Raw genomic sequence first — 14063 nt, 5'->3', positions numbered from 1 at the left:
ACCAGCGTGTCCTGGCCAATCCGACGCCGCGCCACGGAAGCCTCCGCCGCTGATCACCCGCAGCGAATCAGAGCCAAGCCCCACCGTCCAGCGCTATCCGCGCTCAGGCCTCACTTGAGCAAACTCCGATCAGATCGAATCACCCGATCGGAGGTATTTGCTCAGCCAGACAACAGGCGGGAGCGGGGTCCGTGAGACAGGGCGAAGGGATCCCGCTCTAGGCCGTGGCCGGCACTGCCATGGCCGGGCGCGGGCGCCGAATGGCGAGCGCCAGCAGCGCCGCCACCAGGCAGGCGGCACCGGCGAGGTAGAAGGCGGGCAGGTAGCTCGCCAGCGCATCGCGGCTCAGCCCGGCGCCGAGCGCGGCGACGGCGGCGCCGAGCTGGTGCGCGGTGAAGACCCAGCCGAAGACCAGCGGCGCCCGCTCCCGCCCGAAGGCCTGGCCGGCGAGCTTCACGGTCGGCGGGACGGTGGCGATCCAGTCCAGCCCGTAGAAGACCGCGAAGATCGACAGGCCATAGAGCGAGAAGGTGCTCATCGGCAGGAAAAGCAGCGAGAGGCCGCGCAGCCCGTAGTACCAGAAGAGGAGCTTGCGGTTGTCGTAGCGGTCCGACAGCCACCCCGAGGCGATGGTGCCGACGAAGTCGAAGGCGCCCATCATCGCCAGCACCGAGGCGGCCTCGACTTCCGCCATGCCGAAATCCGAGCAGAGCGGGATGAAGTGGGTCTGGATCAGACCATTGGTGGAGAGGCCGCAGATCAGGAAGGTGGCGAAGAGGATCCAGAAGGTCCGCGTCCGGGCGGCGTCGGACAGCGCGGCGAAGGCGTTGCGCACCGCGTTGCCGGCCGGCGCGGCGGGGCGCGGGGCAATGGCCGCCGCCGTCTCGCCATAGGCGTTGAGGCCGAGCTCGGCCGGGTAGTCGCGGCCGAGCAGCCACATCAGCAGGCCGGAGAGGGCGCAGGCGCCGAGGCCGGGCAGCAGGGCGATGCGCCAGCCCTCGTTCTGCGCCAGCCAGGCGGCCAGCGGCAGGAAGGCGAGCTGGCCGGTGGCATTCGCCGCGGTGAGGATGCCGAGCACCAGGCCGCGACGCTGGACGAACCAGCGGTTGGCGACCGTCGCGCCGAGGACGAGGGCTGTCATCCCCGTGCCCAGCCCGGTCAGCACCCCCCAGCAGAGCCAGAGCTGCCAGACCGAGGTCATCCGCAGCGAGAGCAGCGCGCCGAGCAGCACGAGGGAGAGCGCCGCGGCCACCATGCGCCGGAGGCCGTAGCGCTGCAGCAGCGCCGCGGCGAAGGGTGCCATCAGGCCGAAGAGCAGCAGCCGAAGGGCGAGCGCCCCGGAGATGGCGCCGGTGTCCCAGGCGAATTCCCGCTGCAGGGGCAGCAGCAGCGCGCCGAGGATGCCCATGGCACCGGCGGAGGAAAGCGAGACCAGGAAGGTGAGCGCCACCATGACCCATCCGTAGTGGATGCCGCGGCGGGCGAGGGCGGGGGCGAGGCTGGTGGCGAGCATCGGGCAGGATCCTCAGGCGCCGGGCGGGTCGCCCGCCGACAGGTGGTCGAGGCCGGCCGCGAGGATGCGGTCCGACAGGACGGGGTCGTCGACGGCGCGGGCCAGGACCAGCGCGCCGACGAGCGTGGCGGCGGCGGCGAGCGCGCGGTCCTCGGGCGCCGGCGTGCCCTCCGGCATGGCGGCGGCGAGGCGGGCGGCCATGCTGCGCAGCCCGGCCGTGTAGGCGTCGCGCACGGCCTCGCCCTGGCGGGCGGCCTCGGAGCCGAGGGCGGCCAGGGCGCAGCCCTGGCCCGGCCCGTCGCGGTGCTGCGGCGAGAGATACCGGGCGGCGAAGCGGCCGATGCCGCCGCCAGGTGCGAGGTCGCGCTCCTGCCGGGCGCCGCTGGCGGCGGAGGCGGCCTCCAGCGCTGCGGCCACCAGCTGCTCCTTCGAGCCGAACTGGCTGTAGAGGCTGCCATGGGTGAGGCCCGCGGCGCGGGTGATCGCGTCGACGCCGGTGCCGGCGATGCCGGCCTCGCGGATCATCCGCGCGGCCTCGTCGAGAATCCTGGCCCGGTTGGCCGCTGCCTGGGCCTTGCTGACGCGCATGGTCACCCTCTGGGAGGCAGATTGATGGCGGCCGTCATCAATGTCAAGCGCGACCCGCCGGGAGCATGGCGCATCGGCTGCGCCCCGGCCATCGTGGCTCGCCCGGCCCCGGCCAGGCGAGCCGCCCCGTCACCAGGTGAGCTCGACGACCGCGATGTGTCCCTCGGCCGCGGGCCAGGCGCGGGCGACGATGCCCTCGTCGTTGAAGAGGGCAGGGACGGGCCGGCCGAGCTCGGCGGCGGGCAGGCGGAGGGTTGCCGTCGCGGCGCGGGCAATGCCCTGCGGCACGTCGCCGGGCGTCCGGCCGTCGAGCAGGATGGTGTCGCGCGGCAGGCCGAAATAGCCGCGCGGCCGGGTGAAGAGCAGCACGCCGCCCGCCGCGCGGTCCGCCTCGGTCAGCGGCCGGGCGGGGCGGAGATGCATCACCGCGGAGGAGCGCGGGAAGGGCGAGCGGTAGATATGGGTGACCGGGTGGCCGGGGGCGGCGACCACCACCTCCAGCGTCCAGCCCGGCTCCACCGCGACGGGGCCCCAGCGCCCGTCGGCGCCGGTGGTGCGGCGGTGGATGGCCTCGCCTATCCGCGCGCCGGTCTCGGGGTCGGTGCGGAAGACCTCGACCGTCGCGCCCTCGACCGGGCGGTTGGTCTGCACCCCGCCGGGGGTGCCGGTGACGAGGCCGTCCAGCACCGGCCGCGCCTCGGGCAGCACGGCGATGCGGGCGGGGGCGCGGCCGGCGATGAAGCGGGCCATCTCGGCGAAGGCGCGGGCGTGATAGGCGGTCTCGCGGTGGTCGAGGCCGGGCAGGACCAGGTTGGTGGCGCCGCGCAGCTCCGGCCCGTCGACATCGGTGCCCGTCGGCCGGTCCGGCGTCGGCGACCAGATGGCGCGGGGCTGGGCGTAGAGGTCGTTGCTGTCGCTGCGGAGGGTGAGGAAGGCCGTCTCTGGCACCACGTCGCTCGGCCCGGCATTAAGCCGGCTGAGGAAGGGGCCGCGGCTGTTGAACTCGTTGCCGGCGCGCTCGGGCCAGTCCATCACGCCGCGGTTGGGCGTGCCGCAGAGCACGGCGTGCGAGACCTGCGAGGCGCCGCCCTGCTGCACGACGAAGTCGCGGATCGGGTTGCCGCCGCGGCTGTTGCCGGCCAGCGCGATGCGAGCGGCGCCGGTTTCGGCGCGGACGGCGCGGACGAACTCGGCCAGGCGCTCGGTCTGCTCGAGGCTGCCGCTGCGCATGGGCTGCGGCACGGCGTCGTCATCGCGGGCGAGCGGGTCGGGGAAGTTCACCGCGCGGAGGTGCTCGCGTGGCCAGCCATTGGATTCGAAGCGCCAGAGGGTCGTCTGCCAGAGCGCGGCGTGGTCGCCATTGCCGTGCAGGAAGAGCACGGGCACCGGGCCTGCGGGGGCTTGGGCGCGGGCGATGCCCATGGGAAAAAGCCCGATGAAGGGCAGGGCGAGGGCGGCGCGGCGGGGAATCAGCATGGCGGAAGACTGGCATGGCGCGGGCGGCGGCCCCAGGGGGCTGGCAGCGGCGCAATGGTCCCGGGCGGCTGCCATGCGGCCCGCCGCCCCGCCTCCGCCGCAGGCGGGCCACGTCGCCGGTGCCTCGGCCGCGAGGGCCGCGCGGCAGCCCCGCCAAAGATGATGTCGCGCCGATGTGAAATCGCACGTTCTGTATCGTGCTTTATGGGATTGACGATCCACCGTCTCTTATCGCTAAATCATGTCGTTGCCGTGGCATTTCGCCCCGGCTCCGCGGGTTTTGAAGGATGCAGCTTGCACCGCGTCACCAAGGGCTAAAGCGCCTCCCCTCCAGACCCTGTTTCGGGATGCGCTGTCGGCGCTGAGCGCCGCCCCCACTCCATCCGACCCGTCAGCCATCCGGATCGGCGCGCCGCGGCGCGCCGGGAGTTCCAGCCATGCACACGTCACGCCCCATCGAGGTGCAGGGACGCTTCCTCGGCGTCGCCGTCGCCCATGCCGCCGCCTGGCGCTTCATCGCCACCGATCCCGCCGTCGAGGATATCGACGGCGCCACCTTCCCGAGCCCGGCCGAGGCGGAGCGCGTTGCCGGCCTTGTCATCGGCCGCGACGGCAGGGCGCGGCACCCGGCGGTGCAGCGATGACGGCGGCACCGCATCCGCTCGCCGCGTTGCCGGCGCTGCTGCCGGGCATCGCCGAGGCCGCCGTGCGGCATGACCGGGAGGCGAGCTTCCCGCAGGGCAGCATTGCCGCGTTGCGCGGGGCGGGGCTGCTCGGGCTGACCGTGCCGGCGGCGCTCGGTGGCGGCGGGGCTGGGCTGCGGCTGGCGGCCGAGGCGGTGGAGCGCGTCGGTGCCGCCTGCCCGGCGACGGCGCTGGTGCTCGCCATGCAGTACCTGAAGCATGCGGCGCTGGCCCGCAGCCCGGCCTGGCCGGAGCCGCTGCGCCGCCGGGTGCAGCGCGAGGCCGTCGCCGAGGGCGCGCTGATCAACGCGCTGCGGGTGGAGCCGGAACTCGGCTCGCCGACGCGGGGCGGGCTGCCGGCGACGGTCGCGCGGCGCACGGCGATGGGCTGGGCCATCACCGGCCGCAAGCGCTACGCAACGGGCGCGCCGGGGCTTCGCTGGATGGAGGTCTTCGCCCGCACCGGGGAGGAGGCGCCGCTGGTCGGCCACTTCCTCGTCCCGGCAGGGGCGCCGGGCCTCCGCATCGAGGAGACCTGGAACCATCTCGGCCTGCGCGCCTCGGGCAGCCATGACGTGATCCTCGAGGAGGTGGAGGTCCCGGCCGGGCATTCCATCGGCCTCGCCCCGCCGGGGCGGGCCGCGCCGGACCCGGTGCAGATGCTGTGGAACGCGGTGCTGGTGCCTGCCGTCTACACCGGCGTGGCGCGGGCGGCGCGGGACTGGATCATCGGCTTCGTCAGGGCGCGGGCGCCGGGCAGCCTCGGGGCGCCGCTTGCCACGCTGCCGCGGGTGCAGGAGGCGGTCGGGCGCATCGAGGGGCTGCTCGCCGCCAATGCGCGCATCACCGAGGCGCTGGCGGCCGCGGCCGACGCCGGGCTGCCGCCCTCCCTCGCCGAGGCGGGGGCGCTGAAGGTGGTGCTCGCCGGGAATGCGGTGCGCGCGGTGGAGGAGGCGACGCTGCTCGCCGGCAACCATGCCCATGACCGCGCCCTGCCGCTCGAGCGCCACTGGCGCGACGTGCAATGCGCGCGGATGCACGCGCCGGCGGAGGATGCGGCGCATCTTGCCGCCGGGCGCGCAGCGCTCGGGGAGGCGCGGGCATGACGAGCCTCGCGCTGCGCCTCCTGCTGGCCGTCTCGGTGACGCTCGGCGGGCTGGCGATGGCCGGCCTCGCGCGGCCGCCGGCACTGCTGCAGCAGCTCGCACCATGATCCAGGGAGGGAGTCCAGGATGACCCATCCGCTCGAATTCATCGGGATGATCGCCCACCGGGCGCAGTCCGAGATCCACCCGCCGCAGGGGGCGGTGGTCGACCCGACCTATATCCAGCGCTTCGCCCAGGCGCATGAGGCGGCGGGGTTCGACCGCATCCTAGTCGCCTGGGGCAGCACCTCGCCGGATGCGCTGCTGGTCGCCGGCCATGCGGCGGCGGGGACCAGCCGCATCGGCTTCATGGTGGCGCACCGGCCGGGCTTCGTCGCGCCGACGCTGGCGGCGCGGCAATTCGCCACCTTCGATCAGCTCACCGGCGGGCGGGCGGCGATCCACATCATCAGCGGCGCCAGCCCGGCGGAGCAGCGGAGGGATGGCGACTGGCTCGACCATGGCCAGCGCTACGCGCGCTCGGAGGAGTACGCGGCGCTGCTGAAGCGGCTCTGGACGGAGAGCGAGCCCTTCGACCATGAGGGGACCTACTACCGCTTCGCGGGCGGCTTCTCCGAGGTGAAACCCGTCCAGACGCCGCATATCCCGGTCTTCTTCGGCGGCTCCTCCGACGTTGCGATCGACATCGCCGGGCGCATCGCCGATGTCTACGCTTTCTGGGGCGAGACGCTGGACCAGGCGCGGGAGACCATCGCGCGGGTGCGCGCCAGCCTCGCCAGGGCGGGGCGCGATCCGGCCTCGATCCGCTTCAGCATGTCCTTCCGGCCGGTGCTCGGCGCGACGGAGGAGGCGGCCTGGGCGCGCGCGGACCGCATCATCGCCCGCATCCGGGAGCTGCGCGCCGATGCGGTGGGCGGCGGCGGGCCGAAGCCGGAGAGCGTCGGCTCGCAGCGGCTGCTGGAGGCGGCGGCCGGCGGGCGGGTGCGGGACAAGCGGCTCTGGACCGAGGTGGCGGCGGCCGTCGGCGCCGGGGCCAACACCACGGCGCTGGTCGGCACGGCGGAGGGCATCGCCGATACCCTGGCCGACTACCATGCGCTCGGCGTGACGACCTTCCTGATCCGCGGCTTCGACCCTCTCGAGGATGCGGTGGCCTATGGGCGGGTGCTGCTGCCGGCGACGCGGGCGGCGATTGCGGCGCGCGGGGGGATGGCGGCGGCGGCGGAATAGCCGCCGCCCTGGCCAGGGCGGCGGGCGCCATGGCAGGCTGCGCCCAAGCTCCGGCGGATGGCGAGGACCTGGATGATGCGACCTGCCCTGCTGCTGGCCCGCGCCGCCCTGCTCGCCCTCGCGGCGCTGCTGCCGCTCGCTGGGGCGGCCCGGGCGGCCGATATCCACGTGGTGAGCTCGGGCGGCTTCGCCGCGGCCAACAGGGTGCTCGGGCCGGAATTCGAGCGCCGCACCGGCCATCGCCTCATCAGCGGCTGGGGCCCCTCCATGGGCGAGACGCAGGACGCGATGCCGCAGCGCCTGGCCCGCGGCGAGGCGATCGATGTCGTCATCATGGTCGGCTACGCGCTGGAGCGGCTGGTCGAGGCCGGCCGTGTGGCGCCGTCGGACCATAGGCACCTCGCCCGCTCCGGGATCGGCGTCGTGGTGCGCGAGGGCGCGCCGGTGCCGGATGTCGGCTCGGTCGAGGCGCTGCGCCGGGCGCTGCTCGCTGCGCGCTCCGTCGCTCCGCCGCATGGGCATCGAGGCGGAGATGCAGGGCAAGGCGCGCATGGTCCCGGCCGAGCAGGTGGGCCGCGTCGTCGCCCGCGGCGAAGCCGAGATCGGCTTCCAGCAGATCAGCGAGCTGAGGCCGATCCCCGGCATCACCCTGGCCGGGCCGCTGCCGGAGGGCGTGCAGCAGATCACCGTCTTCTCCGTCGGCGTGCTGGCCGGCAGCCGCGAGGCCGAGGCGGCGCGGGAGCTGATGCGCTTTCTCGCCTCGCCCAAGGCGGCGGCGGCGACCCGCGAGAGCGGCATGAAGCCGGTCGAGGCCGGAGCGGGCCGGTAGCCCGCGTCAACCCCAGGACAGGGCGGAGCGCCATCATGAGCGGACAGGACAAGGCTGGCGCCATCCCGGCGACGCTGATCCCGGGCGACGGCATCGGGCCCGAGGTCACCGAGGCGGTGGTCGCGGTGCTCGAGGCGCTGGGCTCGCCCTTCGCCTGAGACGTACAGCAAGGCGGGCTGGCCGGCATCGAGGCGCATGGGGACCCGCTGCCGGGCGTGACGCTCGACTCCATCCGCCGCACCCGCCTGGCGCTGAAGGGCCCGCTGACCACGCCGGTGGGGGGCGGCTTCCGCTCGGTCAATGTGCGGCTGCGCGAGGAGTTCGGCCTCTATGCCAATCTGCGGCCGGCGAAGAGCATGGTGCCGGGCGGCCGCTACGAGGAGATCGACCTCGTCATCCTGCGCGAGAACATCGAGGGGCTCTACGTCGCCTTCGAGCACTACATCCCGATCGACGGCGACCCGCATGCGGTGGCCATCTCCTCGGGCGTCAACACCCGCGTCGGCTCGCGCCGCATCCTGGAATTCGCCTTCGACTACGCGGTCAAGAACGGCCGCAGGAAGGTGACGGTGGTGCACAAGGCGAATGTGCTGAAGGCGCTGACCGGCATCTTCCTCGAGACGGCGCGGGAGGTGGCGGCGCGCTATGCCGGCCGCGTCGAATGGGACGACCGCATCGTCGATGCCTGCGCCATGCAGCTGGTGCTCGACCCCTGGCGCTTCGACGTGATCGTCACCACCAACCTCTTCGGCGACATCCTCTCCGACCTCGCGGCGGGGCTGATCGGCGGGCTCGGCATGGCGCCGGGGGCGAATATCGGCGCCGATGCGGCGATCTTCGAGGCGGTGCACGGCTCGGCGCCCGACATCGCCGGGAAGGGGATCGCCAACCCGCTCGCCATGCTGCTGGCCGCCGGGCTGATGCTGGAGCATGCCGGGCGCCAGCCGCTCGCTGCCCGGCTGCGCGGGGCGGTGGACCAGACGCTGAACGCCGACGGGGTGCGCACGCGGGACCTTGGCGGCAGCGCCTCGACCATGGACTTCGCCAGGGCCGTGATTCACGGCCTGCGGGACGGTGCGGGGGGATGATGAGGCTCTCGTACTATCCGGCCAGGCGCCATTGCACGAGCGTGTAGGGCGGCGTCGCCGCGTCATGCGGCTCGAACACCGCCTCGACCTCGGCGCCGATCGTGACCGCCTGGAGCGGGTCGCCGAGCAGGTTGCCGACCATGCGCACGCCATCGGCCTCCGGCAGCTCGACCAGGACGATGAGGTAGGGGCCGTGCCCGGCGAGCGCCGGATGCACCGGGTGGTGCGGCCGCTGCCAGCTGTAGATGCGGCCGCGCGGCGCCACCTCGGCCCAGCCGAGGTCGAAGGAGTGGCAGCGATGGCAGACCCATTCCGGGCCCCATTGGTGCTTGCCGCAGCCGCCGCATTTCTGGATGACGAGGCGGCCGGCGCGTGTCCCCTCCCAGTAGGGCAGGGCGACCGGCTCCTGGGCCGGGGCGGGCAGGCCTTCGGGCAGGTAGGTCTTGCTCACAGGGTCTCCTCCGTCCCGAGGATGAGGCTGCTGACGGGCGTGACCATCGGCCCGCCGATGACCATCGCCACCTTCGGATCGCGCACCTGGTTGGGGGCGGCGCCGCGGAGCTGTCGCACCGCCTCGTTCACCATCTCGAGCCCGTGCATGTAGCATTCGGCGAGGTTGCCGCCGCTGGTGTTGAGCGGCAGGCGGCCGGTGTCGAAGCGGAGGTTCTTCGGCACCATGAACTCGTTCGCCTCCTCGGCCGAGACCATGCCGTGCTCGATCATGCCGAGCAGCACGCCGCCGGTGAAATTCTCATAGGCCTGCAGCACGTCGACATCGCGCGGCCCGAGCTGCGCCATGGACCAGAGGTTGCGCGCGACGGTCAGGAAATGCGCCGAGGCATAGTCGGGCGCGTTGTGGACGGGCGCGGCGCTGCGGTGGTGCCCGCCCTGCGCCGCGCCGAGCAGGTAGGCCGGCTTGTGCGGCATGTCGCGCGCCCGCTCGGCCGGCACGACCAGCACGGCGGCGGCGCCGTCATTCTCCATGCAGCAGTCGAAGAGGCGGTGGAAGGGCTCGATAATCCATCGGCTGTCCTCGTACTTCGCCACGTCGAGCGGCCGGCCGCGCATCACGGCGCGCGGGTTGGTCTGGGCATGGAAGTAGGAGGTCAGCGCGATGGCCCTGAGCGCCTCGTGCCGGATGCCGTGCTCGGTCATGAAGCGGGTGATCTTCATGGCGAAGCGCTGCGCGGGGGACATCAGCCCATAGGGTGCGAGGAAGGCATCGTCGCCGCCGGCGGCCACCGCCTGCGCGCCGCGGCCGTAGCGCGCGAACTGGCCCTGCGCCAGGGAGCGGAAGGCGATGACGCAATTCGCCATCCCCACATGCACCGCCGCCGCCGCATTGGCGACGGCTGCCGCGACGCCGCCGCCGCCGCCGCCCCAATGCATGTTGGAGAAGCGCAGCTCATGGATGCCGAGGGCGGCGGCCAGCCGCGGGCCGTCCGAGCGGTCGGCGCCGTAGGAGGCGAAGCCGTCGACCTCGCGCGGGTCGATGCCGGCATCGCGGCAGGCGTTGAGGATCGCCTCCAGGGCCAGCTTGAACTCGGCATCGGGCGACTTGCCGTGCTTGTAGTAGGTCGTCTCGCCGATCCCGGCGATGGCGACCTTGCCGCGCAGCGTGCGCTCGCTCATGCCGGCATCCCTCCCTGGATTGTTCGCAGGCTTATGGTAAGCGGCGCTATCTTGTGCATGCGGGCCGGGCATGGACAAGCCCGCACCCCCGGAGGACAGGCCGCGCATGACCGAGTTCGACCCTCGCCTGCATCGCATGGTGCCCGAGCAGCGCTGGTTCGAGGATTTCCGCCTGGGCGAGCGCTTCGTGCTGCCGAGCCGGACGATGACGGAGGCGATCTTCCTCGCCTTCCAGGCGGCGAGCGGGGACAACCACCCTGTCCACTACGATGCGGAATACTGCCGCGCCCGCGGCATGCCGCAGATGCTGGCGCACGGGCTGCAGACACTGATCCAGACCGCGCCGGGCGCCGGGCTGTTCCCCTACCTCGTCGAGGAGTCGCTGGTCGGCTTCCTCGAGCAGTCGAGCCGCTTCTTGAAGCCGGTCTTCGCGGGCGACACGCTCTACCCGGCGCTCGAGGTGGCGGAGCTGTCGCCGCGGCGCAGCAGCGGCACCGTCGGCCTCGCCAGCACGGTGCACAACCAGCGGCGCGAGCTGGTCCTGGAGGGGATGATGCGCTTCGTGATCCGGAAGCGGGTGGCCGTGCCTCAATAAAGGCCAGCAAGGCCGCTGGCGTCCCCTAGGGGATTCGAACCCCTGTTACCGCCGTGAGAGGGCGGTGTCCTAGGCCTCTAGACGAAGGGGACGAGGCCGCGAGGCGCGCGTTCTACCCGCGGATGGCGCCGGGATCAAGCGTCCTTCCGGCGTTTTTCTTTCGCGCGGGCGTAGCGACCGCTGCGGCAGGCATCCGAGCAGAAGCGCACCTGCTCCCAGTCCCGGGCCCATTTGCGCCGCCAGGCGAAGGGGCGGCCGCAGGCGGCGCAGATCTTCTGCGGCAAGGGGGGCTTCATCGGCCGAGGCGGATCTCGCCGCTAACGCGGCCGCGCTTCGGGTCCACCACCAGCACCCGGTCGCCATCGGGCCGCTGGACCCAGATGCCGATGCTGCCCTCGCCGGCGGCGATGCCGGCAATGCGGGTGCCCTCCGGCTGGTCGAGCGCCGCCTGCCAGGCCGTATTGGCCCCGCCGCCGCCCGCCCGCTGGACGAGGAGCGCAACCAGGGTCACGGTGCCGCCGACGATCAGCACCCCCATCACGACGACCAGGACCTTGAGCGCTCTCACCGCGACCCCCTCCGAGACCATCACCGCCATCGCGGGCCCCGAGGCCGCCGGCACCCGTGCCGACCGCTTCCTGGCGGAGGCGATAGGTTCGCTCTCCCGCTCCCGCGTCAAGGCACTGATCGTGGCCGGCGCCGCGACGCGGGACGGCCAACCGCTGCGCGACGCGGCCGAGGCCGTGCGGGCGGGCAGCACCTATGCGCTCGCCATCCCCCCCGCGGTGGATGCGCTGCCGCTGCCGCAGGACATCCCGCTGAGCATCCTCTTCGAGGACCGCGACCTGATCGTGCTCGACAAGCCGGTGGGCCTCGTCGTCCACCCGGCGCCGGGCAACCAGGACGGCACGCTGGTCAACGCCCTGCTGGCCCATGCGGGGGAGGAGCTGGAGGGGATCGGCGGCGAGAAGCGGCCGGGCATCGTCCACCGGCTGGACAAGGACACCTCCGGCGTCATGGTCGTCGCCAAAACCGAGCGGGCGCTGCGGACCCTGTCCGAGACCTTCGCCAACCGCGACCTCGACCGCGAGTACCTGGCCCTGGTCTGGGGCGTGCCGCAGCCGCCGGCCGGCGAGATCGAGGGCGATATCGGCCGCCACCCGGCGGACCGGAAGCGCATGGCCGTCGTCACCCGCAACGGCAAGCACGCACTCACCCGCTATGCGACGGAGCGCGCCTGGGGCGCCGCCTGCGCCCTCCTGCGCTGCCGGCTGGCGACCGGGCGGACCCACCAGATCCGCGTGCATCTGGCGGAGCGGGGGCATCCTCTGGTCGGCGACCCGGTCTATCTCCGCCGCACCCCGGCCGCGGCGCGGCTGCTGCCGGAGCCGGCGCGCGGGGCGCTGCTGGCCTTCCCGCGCCAGGCGCTGCATGCGGCGAGCCTCGGATTCCGCCACCCGGTGACGGGCGAGGCGCTGTCCTTCCAGGTCCCGCCGCCGCCCGACCTCACGGGAATTTTGGCCTGTCTCTCGGAGGATAGCAGAGCGTAACGCCGAGTAACCGAGCCAGAAAGTCGGATTTTTGTTGCATCGCGGCACCACGTTCGCTAAAAAAACGCCTCGGCAGCGTTTCCCGGGTGCCGATACCCATATCGCAGCCTTGCTCGCCTCGTCGTGACCGAGGCAGGCGCGGTCGGGTGGGCCCGGAGCACGTTCAACTGCCGGATTCGTCGCTGGTCTAAGGTGCCGCCGTCACGGGGTGCCTCGCCAGCGCAGGAGGCAGATATCCGTTATGGCTTCCAGCTCTGTTATCCCCATTGCCCCCGAAGGCAACCTCTCGCGCTACCTCCAGGAGATTCGGAAATTTCCGATGCTCGCCCCGGAGGAGGAGCTGGAGCTCGCCAAACGGTGGAAAGAGCATGGCGATGAGCGGGCCGCGCATAAGCTCGTCACCAGCCACCTTCGCCTCGTCGCCAAGATCGCCATGGGCTATCGCGGCTATGGGCTGCCGGTCGGCGAGCTGATCTCCGAGGGCAATGTCGGCATGATGCAGGCGGTGAAGCGGTTCGATCCGGACCGCGGCTTCCGCCTGGCCACCTATGCCATGTGGTGGATTCGCGCCGCCATCCAGGAATACATCCTGCACAGCTGGTCGCTCGTGAAGATGGGCACGACCGCCGCGCAGAAAAAGCTGTTCTTCAACCTCCGCCGGCTGAAGGCGCAGATGTCGGCGCTGGAGGATGGCGACCTGCAGAACGAGCAGGTGGCGAAGATCGCCCGCGTGCTGCAGGTGCCCGAGCAGGACGTGGTGTCGATGAACCGGCGCCTCGCCTCGCCCGACCACAGCCTCAACGCGCCCGTCCGCGCCGACAGCGAGGGCGAGTGGCAGGACTGGCTGGTGGACGAGCAGGAGACGCAGGAGAGCGAGCTCTCCGACCGCGAGGACTTGTCCAACCGCCGCATGCTGCTGGGCGAGGCGCTGAAGACGCTCAACGAGCGCGAGCGCCACATCCTGATCGAGCGCCGGCTGAAGGACGAGCCGACCACGCTTGAGGAGCTCTCGCAGCAGTACAACATCAGCCGCGAGCGCGTGCGCCAGATTGAGGTGCGCGCCTTTGAGAAGCTGCAGAAGAGCATGAAGAACCAGATCGTCGAGCGCAGGCTCGCGGTCTGACGACAGCGCAGGCTCGCGGCCTGAATACCCGGTATTGCGGATGATGATTGGCGCCGCCCTCGGGGCGGCGCCATTGTTTTGGGCGAAGGAGATCATCCGATGCCCGACGCGACGCCCGCCCATCCCGCCATGCGGATCGGCCATGTGCACCTGAAGGTCGCCGACCTCGAGCGCGCCCTCGGCTTCTGGCGCGACGTGATCGGGCTCGAGGTGCAGCAGCACATGGGCAGCCGCGCCGCCTTCCTCTCTGCCGGCGGCTACCACCATCACATCGCGCTCAATACTTGGGAGAGCGAGGGCGGCACCTGGCCGCCGCCCGGCACCACGGGCCTCTACCACGTGGCGCTGCTCTATCCGGACCGGGCGGCGCTCGCCGTCGCGCTGCGGCGGGTGCTGGAGGCGGGCATCCCGCTCGAGGGCGCCTCGGACCATGGCGTCTCCGAGGCGATCTATCTCCGCGACCCGGACGGCAATGGCGTGGAGCTCTACCGCGACCGTGCGCCAGCGGACTGGCCGCGGGATGCGGCAGGTGGCCTCGCCATGGTCACCCGCCGGCTCGACCTCGATGCGCTGCTGGCCGAGGCCGCTTCACCAGCCTAGTGTTCTGACTCCAACACTTGTTTCCCTCGACGGACCTTGTCGAGAATGTC

14 protein-coding genes, 1 tRNA gene and 2 pseudogenes are annotated in these 14063 nt (G+C 72.5%); 9 read left to right on the top strand and 8 right to left on the bottom strand.

The window, feature by feature from the left end; translation table 11 throughout:
* Positions 1-217: 217 nt before the first annotated feature.
* From AC5JJ1_RS28080 to AC5JJ1_RS28070, 3 genes are all read right to left on the bottom strand, one after another.
* Positions 218-1513, bottom strand: a complete 1296-nt coding sequence (locus tag AC5JJ1_RS28080; protein ID WP_495788416.1) for an MFS transporter — start codon at positions 1511-1513, stop codon at positions 218-220.
* A gap of 12 nt (positions 1514-1525) precedes the next feature.
* Positions 1526-2101 (bottom strand): TetR/AcrR family transcriptional regulator, encoded by a 576-nt coding sequence (locus AC5JJ1_RS28075; protein ID WP_495788415.1) that lies wholly within the window; start codon positions 2099-2101, stop codon positions 1526-1528.
* 129 nt (positions 2102-2230) lie between these two features.
* Positions 2231-3577 carry a hydrolase gene (locus AC5JJ1_RS28070; protein WP_495788414.1) on the bottom strand — a complete coding sequence of 449 codons (1347 nt, stop codon included), beginning with the start codon at positions 3575-3577 and terminating at the stop codon, positions 2231-2233.
* A gap of 437 nt (positions 3578-4014) precedes the next feature.
* Here AC5JJ1_RS28070 and AC5JJ1_RS28065 point away from each other — a divergent pair, with 437 nt between their 5' ends.
* The 5 genes and pseudogenes from AC5JJ1_RS28065 to AC5JJ1_RS28045 all read left to right on the top strand — a co-directional run bounded on the left by AC5JJ1_RS28065 (position 4015) and on the right by AC5JJ1_RS28045 (position 8513).
* Complete coding sequence (locus AC5JJ1_RS28065; protein ID WP_495788413.1) at positions 4015-4221, top strand: hypothetical protein; 207 nt, start codon at positions 4015-4017, stop codon at positions 4219-4221.
* Complete coding sequence (locus tag AC5JJ1_RS28060; protein ID WP_495788412.1) at positions 4218-5366, top strand: acyl-CoA dehydrogenase family protein; 1149 nt, start codon at positions 4218-4220, stop codon at positions 5364-5366. The genes AC5JJ1_RS28065 and AC5JJ1_RS28060 overlap by 4 nt, the downstream gene beginning before the upstream one ends.
* 126 nt (positions 5367-5492) lie before the next feature.
* Positions 5493-6596 carry an LLM class flavin-dependent oxidoreductase gene (locus AC5JJ1_RS28055; protein WP_495788411.1) on the top strand — a complete coding sequence of 368 codons (1104 nt, stop codon included), beginning with the start codon at positions 5493-5495 and terminating at the stop codon, positions 6594-6596.
* 57 nt (positions 6597-6653) lie between these two features.
* Positions 6654-7425 (top strand): annotated as a pseudogene (locus AC5JJ1_RS28050) (substrate-binding domain-containing protein).
* A 35-nt stretch (positions 7426-7460) separates the two neighbouring features.
* Positions 7461-8513, top strand: a pseudogene (locus tag AC5JJ1_RS28045) (isocitrate/isopropylmalate dehydrogenase family protein).
* A gap of 13 nt (positions 8514-8526) precedes the next feature.
* Here AC5JJ1_RS28045 and AC5JJ1_RS28040 read toward each other — a convergent pair.
* Both AC5JJ1_RS28040 and AC5JJ1_RS28035 read right to left on the bottom strand, forming a co-directional pair.
* Positions 8527-8964 carry a Zn-ribbon domain-containing OB-fold protein gene (locus tag AC5JJ1_RS28040; RefSeq protein ID WP_495788410.1) on the bottom strand — a complete coding sequence of 146 codons (438 nt, stop codon included), beginning with the start codon at positions 8962-8964 and terminating at the stop codon, positions 8527-8529.
* Positions 8961-10145, bottom strand: coding sequence for a thiolase C-terminal domain-containing protein (locus tag AC5JJ1_RS28035; RefSeq protein WP_495788409.1), 1185 nt, complete (start codon positions 10143-10145; stop codon positions 8961-8963). The genes AC5JJ1_RS28040 and AC5JJ1_RS28035 overlap by 4 nt, the downstream gene beginning before the upstream one ends.
* 106 nt (positions 10146-10251) lie before the next feature.
* Between AC5JJ1_RS28035 and AC5JJ1_RS28030 the strand changes: the two genes are divergently transcribed.
* Positions 10252-10740 (top strand): MaoC family dehydratase, encoded by a 489-nt coding sequence (locus AC5JJ1_RS28030; RefSeq protein ID WP_495788408.1) that lies wholly within the window; start codon positions 10252-10254, stop codon positions 10738-10740.
* Positions 10741-10756: 16 nt separating this feature from the next.
* Here the strand turns inward: AC5JJ1_RS28030 and AC5JJ1_RS28025 are convergent.
* From AC5JJ1_RS28025 to AC5JJ1_RS28015, 3 genes are all read right to left on the bottom strand, one after another.
* Positions 10757-10832: transfer RNA gene (locus AC5JJ1_RS28025), tRNA-Glu, on the bottom strand.
* A gap of 42 nt (positions 10833-10874) precedes the next feature.
* Positions 10875-11024 carry a DUF2256 domain-containing protein gene (locus tag AC5JJ1_RS28020; protein ID WP_495788407.1) on the bottom strand — a complete coding sequence of 50 codons (150 nt, stop codon included), beginning with the start codon at positions 11022-11024 and terminating at the stop codon, positions 10875-10877.
* An 8-nt stretch (positions 11025-11032) separates the two neighbouring features.
* The gene (locus tag AC5JJ1_RS28015) at positions 11033-11308 is read right to left on the bottom strand and encodes a DUF6476 family protein (protein WP_495788406.1); all 276 of its coding nucleotides are present in this window, start codon (positions 11306-11308) and stop codon (positions 11033-11035) included.
* On the opposite strand from AC5JJ1_RS28015, the gene AC5JJ1_RS28010 reads away from it, so the two are divergent.
* The 3 genes from AC5JJ1_RS28010 (at position 11295) to AC5JJ1_RS28000 (ending at position 14013) form a co-directional block, all read left to right on the top strand.
* Positions 11295-12290, top strand: a complete 996-nt coding sequence (locus tag AC5JJ1_RS28010) for an RluA family pseudouridine synthase (protein WP_495788405.1) — start codon at positions 11295-11297, stop codon at positions 12288-12290. The two genes, AC5JJ1_RS28015 and AC5JJ1_RS28010, sit on opposite strands and share 14 nt — an antisense overlap.
* A 241-nt stretch (positions 12291-12531) precedes the next feature.
* On the top strand, positions 12532-13413 hold the full coding sequence (gene rpoH / locus AC5JJ1_RS28005; RefSeq protein ID WP_495788404.1) for an RNA polymerase sigma factor RpoH: 882 nt from the start codon (positions 12532-12534) through the stop codon (positions 13411-13413).
* Between the two features lie 99 nt (positions 13414-13512).
* A complete protein-coding gene (locus AC5JJ1_RS28000) occupies positions 13513-14013 on the top strand; it encodes a VOC family protein (protein ID WP_495788403.1) in 501 nt (166 codons plus the stop codon).
* Positions 14014-14063: the final 50 nt, after the last annotated feature.

Source organism: Belnapia sp., assembly GCF_059504005.1.
The sequence above is the reverse complement of the archived record's forward strand: the minus strand, read 5'-3'. Positions and strand labels throughout refer to the sequence as shown.